The organism is Streptomyces sp. WM6378 (genome assembly GCF_001279695.1).
Lineage (GTDB): Bacteria > Actinomycetota > Actinomycetes > Streptomycetales > Streptomycetaceae > Streptomyces.
Genome location: NZ_LGDD01000301.1, coordinates 41,625 through 64,416, shown reverse-complemented (window position 1 = coordinate 64,416; position 22,792 = coordinate 41,625). Strand labels below are relative to the sequence as shown.

19 protein-coding genes and 1 pseudogene are annotated in these 22,792 nt (G+C 70.5%); 16 read left to right on the top strand and 4 right to left on the bottom strand.

Going from position 1 to position 22,792, the window contains the following annotated elements:
• Window positions 1-647: 647 nt before the first annotated feature.
• Window positions 648-923 (top strand): hypothetical protein, encoded by a 276-nt coding sequence (locus ADK54_RS26965; protein WP_053728319.1) that lies wholly within the window; start codon window positions 648-650, stop codon window positions 921-923.
• Window positions 924-1,525: 602 nt separating this feature from the next.
• Window positions 1,526-2,315: pseudogene (locus ADK54_RS26960) on the top strand (MerR family transcriptional regulator).
• 41 nt (window positions 2,316-2,356) lie between these two features.
• Here ADK54_RS26960 and ADK54_RS26955 read toward each other — a convergent pair.
• Entirely contained in the window at window positions 2,357-3,679 is a 1,323-nt protein-coding gene (locus ADK54_RS26955) for an alpha-2,8-polysialyltransferase family protein (protein ID WP_053728318.1), read from the bottom strand.
• A complete protein-coding gene (locus ADK54_RS26950; protein WP_053728317.1) occupies window positions 3,679-4,662 on the bottom strand; it encodes a glycosyltransferase family 2 protein in 984 nt (327 codons plus the stop codon). The genes ADK54_RS26955 and ADK54_RS26950 overlap by 1 nt, the downstream gene beginning before the upstream one ends.
• Before the next feature lie 187 nt (window positions 4,663-4,849).
• Here ADK54_RS26950 and ADK54_RS26945 point away from each other — a divergent pair, with 187 nt between their 5' ends.
• The 13 genes from ADK54_RS26945 to ADK54_RS26885 all read left to right on the top strand — a co-directional run bounded on the left by ADK54_RS26945 (window position 4,850) and on the right by ADK54_RS26885 (window position 19,202).
• Window positions 4,850-6,211, top strand: a complete 1,362-nt coding sequence (locus ADK54_RS26945; protein WP_053728316.1) for a DUF6716 putative glycosyltransferase — start codon at window positions 4,850-4,852, stop codon at window positions 6,209-6,211.
• Window positions 6,211-7,467, top strand: a complete 1,257-nt coding sequence (locus ADK54_RS26940) for an acylneuraminate cytidylyltransferase (RefSeq protein ID WP_053728315.1) — start codon at window positions 6,211-6,213, stop codon at window positions 7,465-7,467. The genes ADK54_RS26945 and ADK54_RS26940 overlap by 1 nt, the downstream gene beginning before the upstream one ends.
• Window positions 7,468-7,482: 15 nt before the next feature.
• A complete protein-coding gene (locus ADK54_RS26935) occupies window positions 7,483-8,430 on the top strand; it encodes an N-acetylneuraminate synthase family protein (protein WP_053728314.1) in 948 nt (315 codons plus the stop codon).
• A gap of 15 nt (window positions 8,431-8,445) precedes the next feature.
• A complete protein-coding gene (locus tag ADK54_RS26930) occupies window positions 8,446-9,537 on the top strand; it encodes a hypothetical protein (protein WP_053728313.1) in 1,092 nt (363 codons plus the stop codon).
• Window positions 9,538-9,767: 230 nt separating this feature from the next.
• Window positions 9,768-10,994 carry an amidohydrolase gene (locus tag ADK54_RS26925; protein ID WP_053728324.1) on the top strand — a complete coding sequence of 409 codons (1,227 nt, stop codon included), beginning with the start codon at window positions 9,768-9,770 and terminating at the stop codon, window positions 10,992-10,994.
• Window positions 10,995-11,134: 140 nt separating this feature from the next.
• A complete protein-coding gene (locus ADK54_RS26920; protein ID WP_053728312.1) occupies window positions 11,135-12,196 on the top strand; it encodes a BMP family lipoprotein in 1,062 nt (353 codons plus the stop codon).
• 255 nt (window positions 12,197-12,451) lie between these two features.
• On the top strand, window positions 12,452-13,987 hold the full coding sequence (locus ADK54_RS26915; protein WP_078966656.1) for an ABC transporter ATP-binding protein: 1,536 nt from the start codon (window positions 12,452-12,454) through the stop codon (window positions 13,985-13,987).
• Window positions 13,984-15,108 (top strand): ABC transporter permease, encoded by a 1,125-nt coding sequence (locus ADK54_RS26910; protein WP_053728311.1) that lies wholly within the window; start codon window positions 13,984-13,986, stop codon window positions 15,106-15,108. The genes ADK54_RS26915 and ADK54_RS26910 overlap by 4 nt, the downstream gene beginning before the upstream one ends.
• A complete protein-coding gene (locus ADK54_RS26905; RefSeq protein ID WP_053728310.1) occupies window positions 15,105-16,394 on the top strand; it encodes an ABC transporter permease in 1,290 nt (429 codons plus the stop codon). The genes ADK54_RS26910 and ADK54_RS26905 overlap by 4 nt, the downstream gene beginning before the upstream one ends.
• Entirely contained in the window at window positions 16,391-16,783 is a 393-nt protein-coding gene (locus tag ADK54_RS26900; protein ID WP_078966655.1) for a cytidine deaminase, read from the top strand. The genes ADK54_RS26905 and ADK54_RS26900 overlap by 4 nt, the downstream gene beginning before the upstream one ends.
• A gap of 101 nt (window positions 16,784-16,884) precedes the next feature.
• Entirely contained in the window at window positions 16,885-18,162 is a 1,278-nt protein-coding gene (locus ADK54_RS26895; protein WP_053728309.1) for a thymidine phosphorylase, read from the top strand.
• A 97-nt stretch (window positions 18,163-18,259) separates the two neighbouring features.
• The gene (locus ADK54_RS26890; protein ID WP_053728308.1) at window positions 18,260-18,844 is read left to right on the top strand and encodes a Uma2 family endonuclease; all 585 of its coding nucleotides are present in this window, start codon (window positions 18,260-18,262) and stop codon (window positions 18,842-18,844) included.
• 70 nt (window positions 18,845-18,914) lie between these two features.
• Entirely contained in the window at window positions 18,915-19,202 is a 288-nt protein-coding gene (locus tag ADK54_RS26885; protein WP_234392211.1) for an STAS domain-containing protein, read from the top strand.
• Between the two features lie 193 nt (window positions 19,203-19,395).
• Here the strand turns inward: ADK54_RS26885 and ADK54_RS26880 are convergent, their stop codons facing one another.
• A complete protein-coding gene (locus tag ADK54_RS26880) occupies window positions 19,396-20,400 on the bottom strand; it encodes a sigma-70 family RNA polymerase sigma factor (protein ID WP_053728306.1) in 1,005 nt (334 codons plus the stop codon).
• A gap of 91 nt (window positions 20,401-20,491) precedes the next feature.
• Window positions 20,492-21,775, bottom strand: a complete 1,284-nt coding sequence (locus ADK54_RS26875; RefSeq protein WP_053728305.1) for an MFS transporter — start codon at window positions 21,773-21,775, stop codon at window positions 20,492-20,494.
• A 120-nt stretch (window positions 21,776-21,895) separates the two neighbouring features.
• Here ADK54_RS26875 and ADK54_RS26870 point away from each other — a divergent pair, with 120 nt between their 5' ends.
• Window positions 21,896-22,792 carry a LysR family transcriptional regulator gene (locus tag ADK54_RS26870; RefSeq protein ID WP_053728304.1) on the top strand — a complete coding sequence of 299 codons (897 nt, stop codon included), beginning with the start codon at window positions 21,896-21,898 and terminating at the stop codon, window positions 22,790-22,792.

Here is a 22,792-nt window from a genome sequence, read left to right as displayed (position 1 = left end):
GGGCTGGACTCCTGGGGCTGCGCCCCAGACCCCCGGGGGTTTGCCCACCCTCCCGCCCGTGAGGGGGGTGGGAGGGTTGAGCCCTGGGGCTGTGCCCCAGACCCCCTGCGGGGACTCCGTCCCCTGCACCCCTTCCCGCAGCCATGCCTGCCGCACTCCTCGCGCGGCTCGGCGCGGCTCGGCTCCGTTCGGCTGGGGCTCGTTGGATTGGGGTCCCTTCCGTCCCTGGAGCTCCGCCGGGCGGCCCCCTCCTGGAGGCTTAGGCCCGCTCTGCCCCGGACCCCGGAGGGGCTCTACTCCTCGGATCCCCCCGGCCCCCGCCGCGCCGGGCTCCCCCCCCGGCGGATCGACTCAAGGCGCGCTCCACGCTTCCCCTTTTTCAGGAGTGGCGCTGCCGCCCGGCGCGCCTGTCGAAATCTTTCTTCTGTCGGCTCTGGAATTGGACATGTCATCAATGTGCGGGGGTGAGGGGTGAGGGGTGAGGGTGAAATAAAGGGGGCGCCTTTCTGGGGGCGTGCGTGTTTTAACTCGCAACCTCTTTGCGCTCCCGCGCGCCCGAGCGTTACTCGCATTCCGTCGAGACATCGGTGATAAAACTGTCGTTGTCCAGCTCATCGGATGGTTCTACTAAGCAGAAAGGTGGAGTCATGATTGCAGGTTTCAAGCGAGTGATCGCTCTCGGCGCTGCTACTGCCGCGCTCACCGCAGGAGTGGCTTTCTCCTCGGTCGGTGCTGCGGAAGCCGCGCCGTCGCACACGGTCGTGACAGCGGTTCACGACGGTGGCAAGGAAAGGTGCCACGTGGTCAAGGGGTACTGGACGAAGACCTGGCACAAGGCCACGCGTGACCGGCACGGCAAGGTCCACCCCGGGTACTGGACGAAGACCTGGCACAAGGCACGCAAGGTCTGTGATCGTCACTGATCTCGCTGATCTCACTGACCCGAGCAAAGAGTTCGTGAGGCCTCCCTAAAGAGGTCATCAAAAGGGGTGCGGGGCTTTCCTCCGAAACTTCGGGGAGGCCCCGCACCCCTTTTTGTTTTCATTCTGTGGGTTTGCTGTGAGTCGGGCGTGCGCGTATTCCAGTGCTCCAAGTGCTTCAAGTTTTTGTGCCCTCGGGGTTGTCAGACGTTGTGCGGGGATCGTGATTCTGGGGTGGCTCGTTCATGTTCGTTCACGCCTGTTTCGCGTGATTGCGGAGGGGATGCCAAGTGAGGTGAAGTGACGGTTCAGCTGGCTGTTCCCCTGGAGATTTCCTTGAAAATCCACCTCGTGAAAGCTGCGTGATGGCTGGGGTGATGACTGCTTGCTTTGCGGGCTGGGGCGCGTATGTCGCGTACGCGCTGGCGCACGATCTCCGATGGCGCGCGCGTGTGTGGGAGCAGATGCCACCCGACGGGGGGACCGGGGGCGGAGCCCCTGCGGGGGCAAAGCCGCGGAACCCGCCGGGGCCCCGTCGGCGCCCCGGGTGCGCCACGTAGCTTCTTGACCCTCACACCGTGTCAGGCAGTCAGCTCGGAGACATCATGTTCACCATCGGAGACTTCGCCCGGCACGGCCGCGTATCGGTCCGGATGCTGCGTCACTACGACGCGACCGGCCTGCTGCGCCCGGCCCACGTCGACCCGGTCAGCGGCTACCGTGAAGGACCTCGGATTCACCCTCCAGCAGGTCCGGGACATCGTGGACGAGAAGGTCGGTGCCGAGGAACTGCGCGGCATGCTGCGGCTGCGGCGGGCCGAGCTGGAGACCGCCATGGCCGCCGCGTCGGCACGGCTGGTCCAGGTCGAGGCGAGGCTCCGAGCGATCGAGAGCGAGGGGCACATGCCCACGAACGACGTCGTCATCAAGAGCGTCCCCGCCATCCGGGTGGCGGAACTGACCGCGACCGCCGCGAGTTACGAGCCCGAGGACATCGGCCCGGTCATCGGGCCGCTGTACTGCGAGCTGTTCCGGCTCCTGGGCTCGGCGGGTGTCACCCCGGCCGGCCCCGGTGTCGCCTACTACGAGGACGCGCCGGAGGGCGGCGGCAGGATCCGCGTCCACGCCGCCGTTCAGGTCGCCGCCCCTCTCCAGGAAGGCGCCTTCCGTGACGGCGCCTTCCGCGTCCTCGACCTGCCGTCCCTCGGCCAGGCGGCGACCATCGTGCACCGCGGCTCGATGGACACCGTGCTCCCCACCGCCCAGATCCTGGCCCGCTGGATCGACGCCAACGGCTACCGGTCGACCGGGTACCCCCGCGAGATCAACCTGGAGTGCCCCGAGAACCAGGACGACTGGGTCACGGAACTCCAGGCGCCGGTGACCAGGGCCTGATCGACGGCGCCCTCCCGGGGGGAAACACCCCGTGCAGCCCCCTACACCCCCCGCCGCACAACCCCCCGAACCCGCCGGGCAACCCTGCGCACCGTCGCGTTGCGCGGAATGAAACCCAGCTGGGGCGGGATCGCGCCCGGCAGCCCCAGTGCCGTCAGGCGGCGGCGCTTGAAGTACCGCCACGTGTGGGCGTCCAGGGACGCGGCCAGGTACCGCTCGGCCGCGTCCCGCAGGTCCGGCCGCAGCTCGGGCTGCATCGCGTACCCCACCGCGGGAAGCAGCCCCGCCAGGTCCACCTCGGGCGCCGGGCCCGGCTCCAACGGAGGCAGCAGCGCGTCCGCGATGGTCACCGGCACCCGGTTGCTGTTCTGGTAGGGGGCGAGCCGGTCGAGGAGGAGCTCGGTGCCGACCCGGGCGACCGGGATGCCGTAGAAGGACGAGGCCGTGAGCAGTGCCGTGGAGAAGCAGCCCACCACCAGCTTGGGGGAGAGCCGCTCGTACAGCACCTCGGCGAGCAACGGCCGTTCCAGGACGGTGAATTGGACGCCGAGCGTGGCCGCCTCTCGGGTCAGCTCGCGCGACCACGCCGGCGGCGCCGAAGGGTGCGGCTTGAAGACGATCCGGCCGTGCCCCCGCGCCGCCGCCCCCCGCAGCATCCGCAGATGCAGTTCCTCCTCCTGCGGGGGAGTGAGGATGGAAAGGGCGGACAGATACTGGCCGAGGAGCAGTGCCACCGGCTCGGAACCGTCGGCGTCAAGCCCCAACTTGGCCTCGGCCGCTGCCAGTTCGCCCACCGTCTTCAAGAACGCCGCCGTCGGCACCGTCTCGCTCGGTACCCCGAACTCCCCGAGCAGCAGCGGGCTCAGGCCCGGGACCAGGTCCAGGTGGAGGACGCGGCGCACCCGGGTCCCGATCAGCGGGTCGAGCTTGTTGCGGGTGGGGCCGTACGTCATCAGGCCGTCCGCGTACACGGTCAGCGGTGCGTCGGGGAAGATCTGGGCCACCGCCTGGGCCGGGTTCACCTGGATGGATTCCAGGGCGAGTTCGATCCGGTCGTCCGACAGGTCCCACAGGTCCCTCAACTGCCGTTCCCACAGCGGGACATCGTCCGGACGCGGCGACCAGCCGCCCGGGTGGAACGGGGCGATCGTCTCGTTCCAGGAGAGCACCCCGTCGAAGCGGCCGCGCAGCTGGGCGAAGCCGGGCATGGTGTCGAGGGCGGGCGAAGTCTCCGGCACGGGCGCGTTGTTGCTGATGAGCAGCAGCCGCCGGTCCGCCGCGGGGAAGCATCCGCTGTCGAGCGCGGCGGCCAGGGTGGCCACCCCGTACAGCGTCGACGCCGCGAAGATCTGAGTCGTACGCATCAGGCGGCAGCCCCTGCCGAAGACGTGGCCGGGCGGTGGCGCAGGCGGCGCAGGCGGGCGGCGCGACGGGAGTCCATCGAGTTCAGCGCGTCCTTGAGGTGGTCCTGCGGCATGCGCCTCAGGGCGGCCGCGCTCAAGGCCCGGAGTTTTCTCGCCACTGCCGGTTCGAACCTTTCGATGCTGCTCATATGGTGGGAAATGATCGCGCAGTACGTCCGTATCGCTTTCGGCAGCAGTTCGCCCGCATTCGGGTCCTTCGCCGTTTCTTCGATTACTTGATCGAATGCGCGAATGAAATCGAGTTGTCGGGCATCGCCGATTTGGGTCAGCGACGAGGCGACCCCGCGCCGGTAGAACACGCCGAGCTGTCCCGTCACCGCGAACGACTCCGCCTCGCGGTGCAGCCGCCAGATCCATGGCCGGTCCTCGGCGGTGCGCAGTCCGTCGGTGAAGTGCAGCAGGCCGCGCTCGGCGAGCCTGCGGTGGTACATCCCGGCCCAGGCGTACGCGTAGTCCACCGAGGTCGAGCGGGTGGCGGGCAGGATCGCGTCCCGCGGGGACATCACCTCGCCGCGCCGGCCGTGCGGAACGCGGTGCACCGTACGCTCCTGGCCGGTCACCTGGACGTGGTCGGTGCGGATGAAGTCGCAGCCCAACTCCTCGATGGACGACAGGAGTTGAGCCAGATGGCCCGGGGCGAGCCAGTCGTCGCCGTCCAGGAACGTCAGGTATTCGCCGCCGGCCGCGTCCAGGCCCGTATTGCGAGCCGTGGCCAGGCCGCCGTTGCGTTCGTGTCTCAGCAGCACCGCCCCCGGCAGCTCGCGCTCGGCGCGTTCGAGCAGGTCGATCGTGCCGTCCGACGAGCAGTCGTCGACCAGCAGGAACTCGAAGTCGTCGCGGGCGTTCGCGCGCAGACTTCGCAGGGTGTCGGGTGCGTAGGCGCGCACGTTGTAGAACGGCACGATGACGGAGAGCTTGACCACGGCCGTGACGCTATGGCGCCGCCCGTCATTCGTCCTGTCCGGCACGGAGATGCCGGGTGAACGAAGAATGGCGGGACTGTTAACCGGCCCGTCCGCCCACCCCGCACGCCTTTCGTAGTCGCGCTGTTAACCAGTTGTTGCAGTTGAGTTGGGCCGCGAATCCGCGGGGCTTTCTAGTTTCTACCGCGTGCCATCACGTACCGATTCAAGGCTGCGGATCGCGGTTCTCGCGGATTCGGACACCCGGTGGAAATGGGGTGCGCTCACCGCGCGCCGTCTCGCCGAACAGGCGTCCGGGGCCGACTCCGCCGCACCCCGGCCCGCCGCGCCCGAACCCGACGGCTTCCTGCTGCGCGGCCGCGCCACCCCCACCCCTCGCCAGCTCGCCGAGGTGGGAGTGTCCCCGAACGCTCTGCGCGAAGTGACGATGGCTCAATTCTTCGACATGGCCGGGGAGTTGAACGGTAGGAGTGCGTACGACGTCATCGTGCTCGCGCTCGTCGGCGGCGCCGCCCAGGCCGCGCTGCACGGGCTCGCCGCCCGCTGGCCCGGGCACACCCGGCGGCCCGTGATCGTCACCGGCTATGTCGGCGTCGTCTACGAGAAGCTCGCCGACGGTCTGCTCCTGCGGCACGGCGCGGATGTCGTGCTCGCCAATTCCCGGCACGACGCCGAGCGCTTCCGCGCGGTGTACGAGGGTGTGGGCGCCGACGCCTCCGCCGTCACCGAGGCCGCCCTGCCCTTCCTCGGCGGCGCCGCGTACCAGCCGGAGCCCGGCCGCGACACGGTCGTCTTCGCCGCCCAGCCCTCCGTCCCCGAGAGCCGCGCCGACCGGCAGTACCTGCTGCGCCGCCTCGTCGACCACGCGCGGCGCCACCCCGGGCGCGAGGTCGTCCTCAAGCTCCGCTCCAAGCCCGGCGAGCACACCACGCACATCGAGGAACACCCCTTCCAGAGACTCGCCAAGGGCATGGACCTGCCGCCCAACTTCTCGCTGGCGTACGGGAACATGGGCGAGGTCCTGGACCGCACCGACCTCCTGGTGACCGTGTCCTCGACCGCCGCCCTGGAGTCCCTGCACCGCTCGGTCCCGACGGCTGTCCTCACCGACCTCGGCGTACGCGAGGTCCTCGGCAACCACCACTTCCTCGGCTCCGGCTGCCTCGCCTCCTGGGACCGGCTCGACGCCGGACACCGCCCCGCGCCCGATGCCGACTGGCTCGCCGCCCAGGGCGTGGCCCCGGGCGAGGCGTACCACCGCGCTTTCGATCAAGTACGGGAGCGAATGAGCGAGTTGCTTTCGAAGGAAAGCCTGCCGCCGATCGCCCCGTACTACAACGCCGCCACCGCGCCCGGCTACCTCCCGGGCATCCTCGCCCGCCACCACCTCGCCCCCGACGGCACCCCGCTGCCGGGCGCGGCCCCCACGAACGAGCCGACCGGCCTGCGCCGCGTGATCCGGGACGCCGTGCGCGACGCGGCCCGCGGCGCCTACCGCCACGGCGTACAGCGGGTCGCGCCCGTGATCCGCCGGATGGGAGAACTCTGATGCCCGAGACGCCCGTCTCACCGGGGCCCGCGACGACGTCCCCGGCCTCCTCCGCGAGTACGCCCCCGAAAGTCCTCGCCGTCATCCCCGCCCGGGGCGGCTCCAAGGGCGTGCCCGGGAAGAACCTGGCCTCCGTCGCCGGGGTCCCGCTCGTCGTGCGGGCCGTACTCGCCTGCCGCTCGGCCCGCCTCGTCACCGACGTCGTCGTCTCCACCGACGACCCGGCGATCGCGGCCGCCGCCCGCTCGTCCGGGGCCGACGTGGTCCTCCGCCCGGCGGGGATCTCGGGCGACACCGCCTCCAGCGAGGCCGCCGTCCTGCACACCCTGGACGCGCACCCCGACACCGACGTGGTGCTGCTCGTGCAGTGCACCAGCCCGTTCCTGACCCGCGAGGACATCGACGGCGTGGCGGCCGCGGTCGTCGAGGACGGCGCCGAGACCGCCGTCACCGTCACCCCCTTCCACGGCTTCCTGTGGCGCGAGTCCATCGAGGACGGAGTCGGCGGCGGCCAGGGCATGGGGCACGACAAGGCGTTCCGGCCGCGCCGCCAGGACCGCCCGCAGGACTTCCTGGAGACCGGCGCCGCGTACGCCATGGACGCCGAAGGCTTCCGTACGCACCAGCACCGCTTCTTCGGCCGCACCGCGCTCGTGCGCACCGACCCGGCCCGGGTCCTGGAGATCGACGAGCCGCACGACCTGGAGCGGGCCCGCGCGCTCGCCCCGGTCCTCGACCGGCTGCCCACCCCCACCCGCGACGACGTCGACGCGGTCGTCCTCGACTTCGACGGCACCCAGACCGACGACAAGGTCCTCATCGACTCCGAGGGCCGCGAACTCGTCGCCGTGCACCGGGGCGACGGCCTCGGCATCGCCGCGCTGCGCCGGGCCGGCCTGAAGCTGCTCGTCCTGTCCACCGAGCAGAACCCCGTCGTCGCCGCCCGCGCCCGCAAGCTCCAGATCCCCGTGCTGCACGGCATCGACCGCAAGGACCTCGCCCTCAAGCAGTGGTGCGAGGAGAACGGGATCGATCCGGCCCGCGTGCTCTACGCCGGCAACGACGTCAACGACCTGCCCTGCTTCGCGCTCGCCGGCTGGCCCGTGGCCGTCGGCAGCGCCCACGACTCGGTGCGCGCCGCCGCGCGCGCCGTCACCCGCACCCCCGGCGGCGAAGGAGCGATCCGCGAGATCGCCGCCTGGCTCCTCGGACCCGAGCTCAACCACACCCCACAGCCCCACCACACCCCCGCTTAGCTAAGGAACACCCTCATGAGCAACCGTCTGCGCACCCTCGGCAGCCGCACCGCAGGTCCGGGCCGCCCCGTGTACGTCACCGGCGAGATCGGCATCAACCACAACGGCGACCTCGACAAGGCGCTCGCCCTGATCGACGCGGCCGCCGACGCCGGCTGCGACGCGGTCAAGTTCCAGAAGCGCACCCCGGAGATCTGCACCCCGCGCGACCAGTGGGACATCGAGCGGGACACCCCCTGGGGCCGGATGACGTACATCGACTACCGCCACCGGGTGGAGTTCGGCGAGGACGAGTACCGCACCATCGACGCGCACTGCAAGAAGCGCGGCATCGACTGGTTCGCCTCGCCGTGGGACACCGAGGCCGTCGCCTTCCTGGAGAAGTTCGACGTGCCGGCCCACAAGGTGGCCTCCGCCTCGCTCACCGACGACGAGCTCCTGCGCGCCCTGCGCGCCACCGGACGCACGGTCATCCTCTCCACCGGCATGTCCACGCCGAAGCAGATCCGGCACGCGGTCGAGGTGCTCGGCAGCGACAACATCCTGCTGTGCCACGCCACTTCGACCTACCCGGCCAAGGCCGAGGAGCTCAACCTGCGCGTGATCAACAGCCTGATGGCCGAGTACCCCAACGTGCCGATCGGCTACAGCGGCCACGAGACCGGCCTCCAGACGACGCTCGCCGCCGTCGCCCTCGGCGCCGCCTTCGTCGAGCGCCACATCACCCTCGACCGCGCGATGTGGGGCTCCGACCAGGCCGCCTCCGTCGAGCCGGGCGGCCTCACCCGCCTCGTCCGCGACATCCGCACCATCGAGGCCGCGCTCGGCGACGGCGTCAAGAAGGTCTACGAGTCCGAGCTCGCCCCGATGAAGAAGCTGCGCCGCGTCGCCGGTGTCGTCGCCCAGGCGGAAGCCGCCGAGGGTGCCGAGGCCGCTGGGGACCGCGCTCCGGCCGCGGTCTGAGGGGGCGGGCCCGCCGTGCCTCGGGACACCTCCGCCACCGTCGCCTTCGTGGAGAGCCCGGTCCAGCTGCTCAACGTCCTGGAGTGGGCCCACGCGCCGGGCCCGCTGCTCGACGGCGTGCCCGCGCAGCAGCGTCCCGGGGCGCCGGACCTGTCGGGTCTGACCGTCGTGGTGCTCTCGCCGACCGACCCCATGTCGCGCGGCCAGCTGCGCCGCATGGCCGAACTCGCCCGCGACGCGGGGACGCAGGTGCGCTGGGAGGAGGCCCGGGGCGGGCTCACGGCCCCGCTGCACACGATAGGCGGGCTCACCCCGATGCTGCGGCGGGCCGACCGGATCGTCATGGGCGACCCGTTCTCACGCTACGTACAGCTGCTGCTCACCGTCGCCCGCGCCCGCGACCTGGTGGTGGTCGACGACGGGACGGCCACCATGGAGTTCGTCTCCCAACTCGCCCGTGGCGAACGGCTGGTGCGCTGGCACCGGCGGGGCAGCCGGTCCGGGGCGCGCGACCTGCTGTTCGCGCCAGTGTCCGCGGCGGCCCGCCGCCGGCTCACTCCCGCGCGGCGCCGGGGCGTCGAGGTGTTCAGCGCGATGCCCATAGAGGCGCCCGAGGGCGTCACCGTCACCCCCAACACCTTCGGCTGGACCCGCGCGAACTTCGGGCCGCCGCGCCTGACCAAGGGCGCGGATCTGGTGGGTACTTCACTGGTGGAGACCGGTGTCGTCGACCCCGAGAGCTACCTCGCGGCGGTCGGCCTCCTCGCTCGTACGCACGGCGTGACGCGCTACTTCGCGCACCGCCGGGAGTCCGCCGAGAAGCTGCACACCCTGCACGCCCGCACCGGCCTGGAGGTCGTACGCCCCGACCTGCCGCTCGAACTCATAGCCCGGCGGGGGCCGGTGGGCCGGACGATCCTGAGCTTCCCCTCCACCGTCGTCCACACCCTGCCGCTCGCGCTCGCGGGCACCGGGGTGTCCGTCGTGGTCTGCGACATAGACCCGAAGTGGCTCACGGACAACGCCTCGCCGCGCGCCCAGGGCTTCCTGGACGGAGTGACGGGGGCGGCGCGCAAAGCCCATGGTCTGGCGACCGTGGCTGCCTAGCCGGGGCCCAACGGGCGTCCCGCGTCTCCTACTCTGGGGAGCGCGGCCCGTCATGCCTTGGGGGAACGCCCGTTCCAGCGCATCGGGCAGAAGGACGAATTACTGTACCCACTTGTCACGATCGACATGCGCCTTGTGACCAGCTTTCTTTCCCCTATGCGGCTGAACTTTTGTTGATCGCGCCCGAGTTGACCCTTGACGAGGCCTACCCTCAACGGGTGAACCAGTTGATGTCCCGTGAGTCGTCCGAAGCCGATCTGCCCGAGGAAGCACCGCTGCCCGGCGAGCTGAGCGAGGCCCTGTGTGCCGAACTCATCGCCTTCCGCCGGGACTTGCACATGCATCCAGAACTCGGCAACCAGGAGTTCCGGACCACCGCCGCGATCCGGGCCCGCCTCGAAGCGGCCGGCCTGAAACCGCGCGTGCTGCCGTCGGGCACCGGGCTCATCTGTGACATCGGCAGCTGGGATGGCGTGCACCCGATGCTCGCCATCCGTGCGGACATCGACGCCCTGCCCATCCCCGACGCCAAGGCGGGCGTGCCCTACCGCTCGACCGTGCCCGACCGCGCCCACGCCTGCGGCCACGACGTGCACACCACGACCGTCCTCGGCGCGGGCCTCGTCCTCGCCGAGCTGCACCGCCAGGGCCGCCTCCCCGCCCCCGTACGGCTGCTCTTCCAGCCGGCCGAGGAGGTGCTGCCCGGCGGCGCCGCCGACGCGATCGTGGCGGGCGTCCTGGACGGCGTGGGCCGCATCATCGCCGTGCACTGCGACCCGCGCGTGGACGTCGGCCGCATCGGCCTTCGCCACGGCGCCATCACCTCCGCCTGCGACCGCTTGGAGGTCGCCCTCGACGGGCCCGGCGGCCACACCGCGCGCCCGCACCTGACGACCGACCTGGTGACCGCCGTCGCGCGGGTCGCCTCCGACGTGCCCGCGCTGCTCGCCCGCCGCATCGACGCCCGCGCCGGGCTCGCCCTCACCTGGGGCCGCATCGAGGCCGGCCACGCCTGCAACGTCATCCCGATGCACGCCGAGCTGGCCGGTACGGTGCGCTGCCTGGACCTCGGGGCGTGGCGCGACGCGCCCGACCTCGTACACGCCGCGATCGACGAAGTGGCCAACCTGCACGGCGCCAAATCGGAGATCAACTACGTCCGCGGAGTGCCCCCGGTCGTCAACGATCCGGTCGTGACCGAGCTCCTCCGCGACGCCATGGCGGCACGCCGGGGACCGTATGCGATCGAGGACACGGAGCAGTCGCTGGGTGGCGAGGACTTTTCGTGGTACCTGGAGCATGTACCAGGGGCGATGGCCCGCCTGGGGGTCCGTACACCCGGCTCGAATGCCCGGCTTGACCTCCATCGGGGTGATTTCGACGCGGACGAAGCAGCCATCAAGGTCGGCGTCGAGCTCTTCACCGCCGCGGCGCTGCTGGACGGCAACCGCTCGTAACCGGACACTTCATCCCCTGTTCGCGGCGATTCGATAACGGCTTCCGAACAGGGCTTTACGCGACATCTACGCGCGTTACGATCCGACGCGAAACCAGCGCCGGTAGGGGCGCCTCGGTTCAGGTTTGAAGGGACCTCCTCTTGCGCCGGGTATCCAAGATCGCTGCGGCCGGTATCGCCACCGCCGCGCTCGCGCTTTCCGCCACCGCCTGTGGCTCCACGTCCTCCCAGAAGGAGTCGGGCACCTCCTCGTCGTCCTCCGGCGGCAAGGGCGTCAAGATCGGTGTCGCGTACGACGTCGGCGGGCGTGGTGACCACTCGTTCAACGACTCCGCCGCGCGCGGTATCGACAAGGCCAAGTCCGAGTTCGGCGGCTCCGTCAAGGAGCTGACCGCCAAGACGACCGACACCGAGGCCGACCGCGTCCAGAAGCTGAGCGACCTGGCGTCGGGCGGCTACAACCCCGTGATCGGCGTCGGCTTCGCGTACCAGAACTCGATGAAGCAGGTCGCGGCGAAGTTCCCGAACACGACCTTCGGCATCGTCGACTCCGTCGTCGAGGGCCCGAAGAACGTCGACAACATCGTCTTCACCGAGGAGCAGGGCTCCTACCTCGCGGGTGTCGCCGCGGCGCTGAAGTCGAAGTCCGGCCACGTCGGCTTCATCGGCGGTGTCGACGTCCCGCTGATCAAGAAGTTCGAGGCGGGCTTCGTTCAGGGCGTCAAGGACACCAAGCCCTCCGACAACGTAGAGGTCCAGTACCTGTCGCACGGTTCGGACAACTCTGGCTTCACCAGCCCCGACAAGGGCAAGGAAGCCGCGCAGGGCATGCTGGACAACGGCGCCGACGTGATCTACACCGCCGCCGGCTCCTCCGGCACCGGTGCGATCGAGGCCGTCGCGGGCAAGAAGGGCGCCTGGGCGATCGGTGTCGACTCCGACCAGTACCAGCAGGCCTCGCTCGACAAGTACAAGAACTCGATCCTGACCTCGGTCGTCAAGAACGTCGACATCGGCGTCTACGACCTGATCAAGTCGGTCAAGGACGGCAAGCCGCTGGTCGGCACCAACAGCTACCCGCTGGCCAAGAACGGCGTCTCGCTGGCCACCAGCGGTGGCTTCATCACCGACATCCAGCCGCAGCTCGACGCGGCCAAGAAGAAGATCGTCGACGGCTCCATCAAGGTCAAGACGACCCCGTGACCCGTGGCGGTCACTGACCGCCCTTGTCGCAACCGGCCCGGTGAGCAGGGACCGCCCTGCTCACCGGGCCGTAACGAAGTGTCAACTCTACGCGCGTAGGCCGGAGTTGGCGCGCCAGGAGTGTGCTGAACTACTACGCCGGGAGCCCGGCCGTACGTCAGTGCGCTTCCAGGCTTCTCCGGAAGCTCCCCGCCCCCCTGCTCCTGCCCACGAGGAGAGTGCGCCATCAACGCGTCCAGCCCTCCCGCCGTCGAACTGCGCGGCATCACCAAACGATTCCCGGGTGTCGTCGCCAACAAGGACATCGACATCACCGTCCGCAAGGGCACCGTGCACGCCCTGTGCGGTGAGAACGGCGCCGGCAAGTCGACCCTGATGAAGATCCTCTACGGCATGCAGAAGCCGGACGAGGGCACCATCACCATCGACGGCACCGAGGCCTCCTTCTCCAGCCCGGCCGACGCCATCGCGCTCGGCATCGGCATGGTCCACCAGCACTTCATGCTGGCCGACAACCTGACCGTCCTGGAGAACGTCGTCCTCGGCGGCGAGAAGCTGTACGGCATCGGCGCCAAGGCCCGCAACAAGATCAAGGAGATCTCGGACGCGTACGGCCTCGGGGTCCGCCCGGACGTCCTGGTCGAGGACCTCGGGGTCGCCGACCGCCAGCGCGTGGAGATCCTCAAGGTCCTCTACCGCGGCGCGCGCACCCTGATCCTCGACGAGCCGACCGCGGTCCTGGTCCCACAGGAGGTCGAGGCGCTCTTCGACAACCTGCGCGAGCTCAAGGCCGAGGGCCTGACCGTCATCTTCATCTCGCACAAGCTCGGCGAGGTGCTCTCGGTCGCCGACGAGATCACGGTGATCCGGCGCGGCACCACGGTGGGCACCGCCGACCCCCGTACGACCACCACCAAGCAGCTCGCCGAGCTGATGGTGGGCAGCGAGCTGCCCTCGCCCGAGACCCGCGAGTCGACGGTCACCACGGTCCCCATGCTCCAGGTCGCCGACCTGCGCCTGGCGGCCACCGACCCCGACGGCGTGGTCCGCGAGGTGCTCTCCTCGGTCTCCTTCACGATCCACAAGGGCGAGGTCCTCGGCATCGCGGGCGTCGAGGGCAACGGCCAGGCCGAGCTCGTCGAGGCCATCATGGGCATGCGCATCCCCGACGGCGGTGTCATCACCCTCGACACCACCGACATCTCGACGGCCCCGACGCGCAAGCGCCGCGAGGACGGCATCGGGTACATCCCCGAGGACCGCCACCGCCACGGCCTGCTCCTGGAAGCGCCGCTGTGGGAGAACCGCATCCTCGGCCACGTCACCGAGAAGCCCAACTCCAAGGGCCCCCTGCTCGACAACAAGGCCGCCCGCACCGACACCGAGCGGATCGTGCGCGAGTACGACGTGCGCACCCCCGGCATCGAGGTCACCGCGGCGTCCCTGTCCGGCGGCAACCAGCAGAAGCTGATCGTCGGCCGCGAGATGAGCCACAACCCCAAGCTGCTGATCGCCGCGCACCCCACCCGGGGCGTGGACGTCGGCGCCCAGGCGCAGATCTGGGACCAGATCCGGGAGGCCCGCCGTGAGGGCCTCGCGGTGCTCCTGATCTCCGCCGACCTGGACGAGCTGATCGGCCTGTCCGACACCCTGCGGGTGATGTACCGGGGCCGTCTGGTCGCCGACGCCGACCCCGCCACGATCACCCCCGAAGAACTGGGTTCCGCCATGACCGGTGCCGCCACCGGCCACCTGGAGCACCACGAGAACACTGGGGGAGAGGACCGATGAAGAAGCTCACCTCCCGCATCGACAAGGAGAAGCTGCTCCTCGCGGCCGCGGCCCCCGTGCTCGCGCTCGTCGCGGCCCTTGTCGTCACCGCGCTGGTCATCCTCGCCACCGGCAGGAACCCGTTCCCGGCCTTCAACGACATGCTGTCGTACGGCTCGGCGAGCGACAGCCAGGTCTACATCCTCAACAAGGCGACGACGTACTACCTGGCGGGCATCGCGGTGGCCATCGGCTTCCGGATGAACCTCTTCAACATCGGCGTCGACGGCCAGTACCGCCTGGCGGCCTTCCTCGCCGCGGTGGTCGGCGGCGCGATGAGCCTGCCGGGCATCGTGCAGATCCCGGTCATCATCATCGTCGCCATGATCGTCGGCGCGATGTGGTCGGCGGTCGCGGGCATCCTGAAGGTCACCCGGGGCGTCAGCGAGGTCATCTCGACCATCATGCTGAACGCCATCGCGACCGCGATCATCGCCTACCTCATCCAGCCCGGCCGGCTCGGCCAGCTCGACTCGGCGGGCACCCTCGTCTCGACCAAGCCGCTGCCCGCGTCCTCGTGGTTCTTCTCCATCGACATGGGCCCGGCCGGACAGCTGTGGGGCTTCATCGTCGTCGCCGTCCTCGCCGGCATCGCGTACTGGTTCACGCTCGGCCGCACCCGCTTCGGCTTCGACCTGCGGGCCGTCGGCCAGTCCGAGTCGGCCGCCGCCGCGAGCGGCGCCAACGTCAGGAAGATGATCGTCACCAGCATGATCATCTCCGGTGTCGTGGCCGGTCTGGTGGGCATGCCCACCCTGCTCAACGACACCCACCAGTTCGACAACAGCTTCCCCACCGGGCTCGGCTTCACGGGCATCGCGATCGCGCTCCTCGGCCGCAACAACCCGATCGGCATCGGCCTCGCCGCCCTGCTGTGGGGCTTCCTGGAGCGCACCACCAACCATCTGGAATTCATCGGTTACGACAAGGAGATCCTCGGCGTCATCCAGGGCGTCATCGTCCTGTGCGTCGTGATCGCCTACGAACTCGTCCGCCGTTACGGCCTCAAGCGCCAGCAGCAGCGCGTCGGCGCCGAGCTCGCGGCCCAGGCCGCCAAGACCGAGACGGAGGTGACGGCATGAGCGTCACGACCGAAACGACCACGACCCCACCGCCTCCGGCCGGGGTCAAGCGGGGCAACGCCAAGCGCAAGTTCTCCCTCGCGCAGGTCCTGATGATCATCGCGGGCGCGCTGATCCTCGTCTCCGCCGTACGCATCATCACCGGCGCCGACCAGCTCACCAGCGAGGGCCAGATCAGCGCCGCGCTCGGCCTCGCCGTGCCGATCGGGCTCGCGGGCCTGGCCGGTCTGTGGTCCGAGCGGGCCGGCGTGGTCAACATCGGCCTCGAAGGCATGATGATCCTCGGCACCTTCGGGGCCGGCTGGGTCGGCTGGCAGTCCAGCCCCTGGCTCGGGCTGATCGCGGGCGTCGGCTTCGGCGTCCTCGGCGGCCTCCTCCACGCGGTCGCCACCATCACCTTCGGCGTCGACCACATCGTCTCCGGTGTCGCGATCAACCTGCTCGCGCTCGGCGTGACGCAGTACCTGGCCAAGCTGTTCTTCAACAACGGCGAGGCCCAGGTCAAGGGCGGCAACCCCAAGCAGTCGCCGCCCGCCGACGCACTGCCCAGCTTCACCATCCCGGGTCTCTCCTCGGGCCTGGAGTCGATCCAGAACCACCATTGGTTCCTCATCTCCGACCTCGCCGGCATCATCGGCGGCCTGGTCACCGAGGTCTCCTGGGTCACCGTCATCGCGGTGCTGCTGTTCGTCGGCACCTGGTGGATCCTGTGGAAGACGGCCTTCGGCCTGCGCCTGCGCTCCTGCGGCGAGAACCCGATCGCGGCCGAGTCCCTCGGCGTGAACGTGTACTCCTACAAGTACGCGGCGGTCGCCGTCTCCGGCGGCCTCGCCGGTCTCGGCGGCGCGTTCCTCGCCCTGGTCACCTCGCACATCTACCTGGAGGGCCAGACCGGCGGGCGCGGCTACATCGGCCTCGCCGCGATGATCTTCGGCAACTGGCGTCCGGGCGGACTCGCCATGGGCGCGGGCCTGTTCGGCTTCTCCGACGCGCTCCAACTGCGCAACGGCGGCACCACCGTGCACGCCCTGCTGCTCCTGCTCGTCGTCCTCCTCGCGGCGCTGGCCGGCTGGAAGGCGTACAAGAAGGCGCTGTTCCAGGCCGCGATCAGCGCGGTGGTGGCCGTGGCCATCCTGGTCTGGTACCTGCTGACCGACGACGTGCCCGGCGACTTCGTCGGCGCCACCCCGTACGTCGTGACGCTGCTCGTGCTCTCGCTCTCCGCCCAGCGTCTGCGGATGCCCAAGGCGGACGGCATGCGCTACCGGAAGGGCCAGGGCAAGTGACGCCGACGCCCGACTGGGAAGCGCTGCGCACGGCGGCGCGCGAGGCCATGTCCCGCGCGTACGCGCCGTACTCGGGCTACCCGGTCGGCGCGGCCGCCCTGGTCGACGACGGGCGCACCGTGACCGGCTGCAACGTCGAGAACGCTTCGTACGGCATCGGCCTGTGCGCCGAGTGCGGGCTCGTCTCGGCGCTCCAGCTGTCCGGCGGCGGTCGCCTGACGCACTTCACCTGCGTCGACGGCCACGGCGACGTGCTCGTGCCGTGCGGCCGGTGCCGCCAGCTCCTCTTCGAATTCGGCGGCCCGGAGCTCCTGTTGGAGACTCCGGCGGGCATCCTCAAGCTGTCCGAGATGCTGCCCCAGGCCTTCGGCCCGGACCACCTGAAGTAACCCCGCGGCCCCGCACCCTGGTGCGGGGCCGCACTTTCAACTCCCCTCTATGCGCGTAGAGTCGCGTACGTACCAACGTGCACCAAGCCGGAAGGAATGCCATGGACGTCATCTCCGTCATCCGCACCAAGCGAGACCGGGGCGAGCTCTCTCCCGAGCAGATCGACTGGGTCATCGACGCGTACACGCGCGGCGTGGTCGCCGACGAGCAGATGTCCGCCCTTGCCATGGCGATCCTCCTCAACGGCATGAACCGCACGGAGATCGCCCGCTGGACCGCGGCCATGATCGCCTCCGGCGAGCGCATGAACTTCGACTCGCTCTCGCGCCCGACCGCCGACAAGCACTCCACCGGCGGCGTCGGCGACAAGATCACTCTGCCGCTCGCCCCGCTGGTCGCCGCGTGCGGCGCGGCCGTGCCGCAGCTCTCGGGCCGGGGCCTCGGCCACACGGGCGGCACCCTGGACAAGCTGGAGTCGATCCCCGGCTGGCGCGCGCTGCTCTCCAACGAGGAGATGCTGAACGTCCTCGACACCACCGGCGCGGTCATCTGCGCGGCGGGCGACGGCCTGGCCCCGGCGGACAAGAAGCTGTACGCGCTGCGCGACGTGACGGGCACGGTGGAAGCGATCCCCCTGATCGCCTCGTCGATCATGTCGAAGAAGATCGCGGAAGGCACCGGCTCGCTGGTCCTGGACGTGAAGGTCGGCACCGGCGCGTTCATGAAGAACATCGAGGACGCCCGTGAACTGGCCTCCACGATGGTCGCGTTGGGCACGGACAGCGGCGTGAAGACGGTCGCCCTCCTCACCGACATGTCCACCCCGCTCGGCCTGACCGCGGGCAACGCCCTCGAAGTCCGGGAGTCCGTCGAGGTGTTGGCGGGCGGCGGCCCCTCCGACGTCGTCGAGCTCACCATCGCGCTCGCCCGCGAAATGCTGGACGCCGCGGGCATCAAGGACGCCGACCCGGCGAAGGCCCTCGCGGACGGCTCCGCGATGGACGTCTGGCGCCGGATGATCACGGCCCAGGGCGGCGACCCGGACGCGACCCTGCCGGTCGCCCGCGAGCAGCACGTGATCACCGCCCCGTCCTCGGGCGTCCTGACCCGCCTGGACGCGTACGACATCGGCGTCGCCGCCTGGCGCCTCGGCGCGGGCCGCGCCCGCAAGGAGGACCCGGTCCAGGCGGGCGCGGGCGTGGAGCTCCACGCGAAGCCCGGCGACACGGTGACCGCGGGCCAGCCCCTGCTGACCCTGCACACGGACACGCCGGAGAAGTTCGAGTACGCGCTGGAGTCGGTGGCGGGCTCGTACGACGTGGCGCCGGCCGGCACCGCGTTCTCGGCTAACCCGATCGTGCTGGAGCGCATCGCCTGAGCTGTACGTTCCTCGAATGGGTGAACGGGACCGGTAGACCCTCTCCGGTCCCGTTCGGCATGCTGGACTCGTGACGAACCGACGCAGGGAGACCGCCATGAGCGCACTCACGGTTGGCCACGAGCCCGGCCAGGGCTGGGATGACCTTGTCCGTCTCTGGGAGGAGACGGACGCACCCGAGGGCTGCAAGGTGGAGATCATTGAGGGGATCGTCACCTTGTCACCAACGCCATCGAACGATCACAACGACATCGCTGACACTGTTCAGCGGCAGCTTTACCCCGGGATCCCTGCGGACTGGGGCATTTACCAGAGGCTTGCGGTCGCTGTCCCGTCCCGGCACGGAATGTACGTCCCGGACCTGTTGGTGGTTCCCAGACATGTGCTGACCGGGGGCAGGAATTTCATCCCTGCCGACGTGGCCGAGTTGGTGGTCGAGATCACCTCGCAGTCCAACGCGAGCCATGACCGCATCACGAAGGCCGCCGGATACGCACAGGCTGGCGTACCGCTCTATCTGTTGATCGACCGTTGGGCGCCCGGCGGCCCCACCGTCACTCTGTACGGGGAGCCCAAGGGTGATGTCTTCCGAACGCTCACGGCAGGCAAGTTCGGCGAGGCGGTCACTCTGCCCGCGCCCTTCGAGCTGTTGATCGAGACGAGCGACTTCCCAGGGCGCTAGGCCCCATCGGGACGGGGCGGGCGGCTCTGGCCTACCGATGAGTTCCGGGGCGTCCCGGGGTCTCATATACGTGGAAGCCACCGGTCCCGCGGAGCAGCAGCCTGTCCTCGTCGTCTCCGCCCTCGTCACCCTCGCCGACGTCCCGCTCCTGTGCGAGCGGCTGCGCGGGCTGTACGTGGGCGGGGCGCGGGAGGTTGTGTGTGACCTCGCCGCGCTGACCCGGGCGGACCTGGTGGCCGTCGAAGTGGTCGCCCGGCTGCGGCTCACCGCCCGGCGGGCCGGGGGGCGTGTCCTGATGCGGAATGCAGGGGCGGGGCTTGTGGCGCTGCTTGAGCTGACGGGGCTGGGGATCGACTAGGCGAGGAGCCTCGTCGGTCGGCTGTGGGTCGGTTGTGGCTGGTCGCGCCCACGCGGCGGAGCCGCACAATGTCACAGCCCCGCGCCCCTGGCAGGGTTGGTCCTGGCAGGCCGAGCATCTTCAGCCCGTCCGGCGTTTGAGGACGAGCGCCCTTCAGGCGCGATACGGGGTCTGGGGCGGAGCCCCAGGGCTCTCAGGGCGCCGGGACCGGGTGGCCCTCCTCGTCCAGGTGGGACGGCAGATCGAACAGCGGGAACCAGCGGGCCGTGTCCAGGAACGAGCAGATCCCCGAGACCTTGCCCCCGCTCGTTTCGATCACCATCAGGGCCCAGGGCGTGAACCCGCCCTTCTCGTGGTCCGGGTGGTAGTGGGCGAACGCGGGCGTGCCGTTCGCCACCGTCGGCAGGAGGCGGGAGCCCCGGCAGACCTCGCCCACCCCCAGCATCCAGCCCACGATGTCGTCGTGGCCGCGCAGCCACAGGTCGTACGGCGGCATCGACAGCGTGGCGTCCTCGTGGAGCAGGGCGGTCAGGGCCGTCATGTCGTAGCCCTCGAAGGCCGCCACGTACCGCTCAAGGAGCTTCTGCTGCTCCTCGTCCAGCGGGTCCGCCAGGTCCGTTTCCTTCGGCTCCGACTCGGCGAGCGTCGAACGGGCCCTCTGCAGCGCGGAGTTGACCGATGCGACCGTCGTGTCGAGCAGCTCGGCGACCTCCGCCGCCTTCCACGCGAGGACCTCGCGCAGGATCAGCACCGCGCGCTGCTTGGGCGGCAGATGCTGGAGCGCGGCGACGAACGCGAGCCGCACCGACTCGCGGGCCAGGGCCGCCTCCGCCGGGTCCTCGGTCGTCGGCAGCACCCGACCGTCCGGCACCGGCTCCAACCAGGTCACTTCCGGGCGGGAGTTGAGCTGGGCGTTGGCGACCGGCGTCGGTGCCGTCAGGTCCATGGGGCGGGCCCGCTTGTTGCCCGCGGTCAGCATGTCCAGGCACACGTTCGTCGCGATCCGGTACAGCCACGAGCGCAGCGAGGAGCGGCCCTCGAACCTGTCGATGCTGCGCCACGCCCGCACCAGCGTGTCCTGCACCGCGTCCTCCGCCTCGAAGGCCGAGCCGAGCATCCGGTAGCAGTACCCCGTCAGCTCCCTGCGGTGTCCTTCGAGGCGTACGTCCAGATCCGCCGCCGCTGCCAGATCACTCATCGGTCCACCCCATGTCGCGCCGTGTGGTGCCAGCACTTCGGAAGCTACCGGACCCCACTGACAATCGCGCGATTACCGACGAAGGCGCAGGTCAGTGACGTGCATGGACCAGGTGCAGGCGGTGGGTGCGGCGCTCGGCGCGGGCCGCGTGCGAGCCGTACAGGGTGACCGAGACGACGCCGAGCACCGCGAGGATGCCGAGCAGCACCGTGGCCGGCCAGCCCGCCGCGTGGAAGGCGACCGCGCCGAGCGTGCCGCCCGCGCTGGAGCCCAGGTAGTAGGCGGACTGGTAGAGCGCGGACGCCTGGGCGCGGCCCCGCTTGGCGGTGTGGCTCACCGAGGACGAGGCGACCGCGTGGCCCGCGAAGAAGCCGGCCGTGATGAGGACCAGGCCCGCCAGGATCGCGGGCAGGGAACTCGCCAGCGAGAGCAGCAGGCCCGCCGCCGTCGTGGAGACCGCCAGGTACAGGGCGCCCCGGCGGCCCACCCGGGCCACCAGCTTGCCGGCCGCGGCCGAGGAGACCGTACCGACCAGGTAGACCAGGAAGATCGAGCCGATCAGGCCCTGCGGCAGGTTGAACGGCGCCGCGGTGAGCCGGTAGCCGATCACCGTGTAGACCGCGCCGAACACCGTCATGAACAGCGCGCCGATCGCGTACAGGCGGACCAGGAGCGGGTCGGCGAGGTGGCCGCGCACCGTGCGGGCAAGGGCGTGCGGGTTCAGCGAACCCGGCGTGAAATTGCGGGCCTTGGGGAGCAGCAGCCGGAAGACGACCGCGCATGTCGCGGCCAGCGCGCCCACCGCGAGCAGGGCCGCGCGCCAGCCCCAGGCCTGCGCGACCCAGCCGGTCAGGATGCGTCCGCTCATGCCGCCGATCGAGTTGCCCGCGACGAACAGGCCGATCGCCGCGATCAGCGCCTTCGGCTTCACTTCCTCCGCCAGGTACGCCATCGCCGAGGCGGGAAGCCCCGCGATCGCCGCGCCCTGCACCGCACGCAGCGCCACCAGCCAGCCCACGTTCGGCGCGAACGGAACGAGGAGGCCCACCGCCACCGCGACCGCCAGGGACACCGTCATCATCCGGGTCCGCCCGAACCGCTCGGACAGCGCGCTCAGCGGCAGCACGAACAGGGCGAGGGCGCCGGTCGCCGCCGACACCGTCCAGCTGGCCGCGCTCGCCGTGGCTCCGAGGTCCGCGGAGATCAGCGGCAGCAGGGCCTGGGTGGAGTAGAGGAGGGCGAAGGTGGCGACACCGGCGGCGAAGAGCGCGAAGCTCATCCGGCGGTAGCCGGCGGCGCCCGGGGTGAGCTGGAGCGGGGAAGGCTGGGTGGAGGCGCCCACGGTGGTGGACGCCCCGGTACTGGCAGGAGGCATGCGTAGACCGTAGGCCTGCCTGCATTTATGCGTCCAATGCACAGATGGGCGACAATCGATCCACGTATGCATCAAGCGAGGTCAGAGAGGCGCGTGTCATTGAACAGTTACGAAGAAGACATGGCCATGGCACTCGCGCCGCGCCTCGCCTACTTCGCCGGGGTGGCCCGGCACGAGCACGTCACCCGCGCCGCCCACGAGCTCGGCGTGCCCCAGTCGACCCTGTCGCGCGCCATGGTCCGGCTCGAAGAGGACCTGGGCGTCGCCCTGTTCGCGCGCAAGGGCCGCACGGTCTCGCTGACCGCCGCGGGCCGCACCTTCCTCGGCTCCGCGGAGCGGGCGCTGGCGGAGGTCGGCCGGGCCGCCGAGTCGGTGCGCGCCGACGCCGACCCGGCCGCCGGCAAGGTCGCCTTCGGCTTCCTGCACACCATGGGCTCCGAAACCGTGCCGGGCCTCATCCGCGCCTTCCGGGTCGACCACCCCCGCATCCGCTTCACCCTCGTACAGAACTACGGCGAGGCGATGATCGAGCGGCTGCGGGCCGGGGAGCTCGACCTCTGCCTCACCTCGCCGGTGCCGGACGCGCCGGACCTCGCGGCCCGGCGTCTGGACGAGCAGCGGCTGCGCCTGGTCGTGCCCGACGACCACCGGCTCGCGGGGCGCAAGCGGGTGCGGCTCGCGGAGGCCGCCGACGAGACCTTCGTGACCCTGGAGCCCGGTTACGGGCTGCGCCGCATCACCGACGACCTGTGCGCGGAGGCGGGGTTCGCGCCGCGCATCGCCTTCGAGGGCGAGGAGGCCGAGACGCTGCGCGGCCTGGTCGCGGCCGGGCTCGGCGTGGCGCTCCTTCCGCCGCCCGCGGTCGCCCGGCCGGGCGTCGTCGAGCTGACCGTCACCGCCCCGCGCGCGGTCCGCGAGATCGGGGTCGCCTGGCTGGACGGCCACCCGGACACCCCGCCGGTGGCCGCCTTCAAGTCCTTCCTGCTGTCCCGGCGGGGGAAGCTGATCCCCGAGTAG

Bases quoted from the DNA above. Each gene is read 5' to 3' on its own strand.
- ADK54_RS26965 (WP_053728319.1), top strand. From the start codon at position 648: ATGATTGCAGGTTTCAAGCGAGTGATCGCTCTCGGCGCTGCTACTGCC.
- ADK54_RS26955 (WP_053728318.1), bottom strand. From the start codon at position 3,679: ATGCGTACGACTCAGATCTTCGCGGCGTCGACGCTGTACGGGGTGGCC.
- ADK54_RS26940 (WP_053728315.1), top strand. From the start codon at position 6,211: ATGCCCGAGACGCCCGTCTCACCGGGGCCCGCGACGACGTCCCCGGCC.
- ADK54_RS26935 (WP_053728314.1), top strand. From the start codon at position 7,483: ATGAGCAACCGTCTGCGCACCCTCGGCAGCCGCACCGCAGGTCCGGGC.
- ADK54_RS26925 (WP_053728324.1), top strand. From the start codon at position 9,768: ATGTCCCGTGAGTCGTCCGAAGCCGATCTGCCCGAGGAAGCACCGCTG.
- ADK54_RS26910 (WP_053728311.1), top strand. From the start codon at position 13,984: ATGAAGAAGCTCACCTCCCGCATCGACAAGGAGAAGCTGCTCCTCGCG.
- ADK54_RS26905 (WP_053728310.1), top strand. From the start codon at position 15,105: ATGAGCGTCACGACCGAAACGACCACGACCCCACCGCCTCCGGCCGGG.
- ADK54_RS26895 (WP_053728309.1), top strand. From the start codon at position 16,885: ATGGACGTCATCTCCGTCATCCGCACCAAGCGAGACCGGGGCGAGCTC.
- ADK54_RS26890 (WP_053728308.1), top strand. From the start codon at position 18,260: ATGAGCGCACTCACGGTTGGCCACGAGCCCGGCCAGGGCTGGGATGAC.
- ADK54_RS26880 (WP_053728306.1), bottom strand. From the start codon at position 20,400: ATGAGTGATCTGGCAGCGGCGGCGGATCTGGACGTACGCCTCGAAGGA.
- ADK54_RS26875 (WP_053728305.1), bottom strand. From the start codon at position 21,775: ATGCCTCCTGCCAGTACCGGGGCGTCCACCACCGTGGGCGCCTCCACC.
- ADK54_RS26870 (WP_053728304.1), top strand. From the start codon at position 21,896: ATGGCCATGGCACTCGCGCCGCGCCTCGCCTACTTCGCCGGGGTGGCC.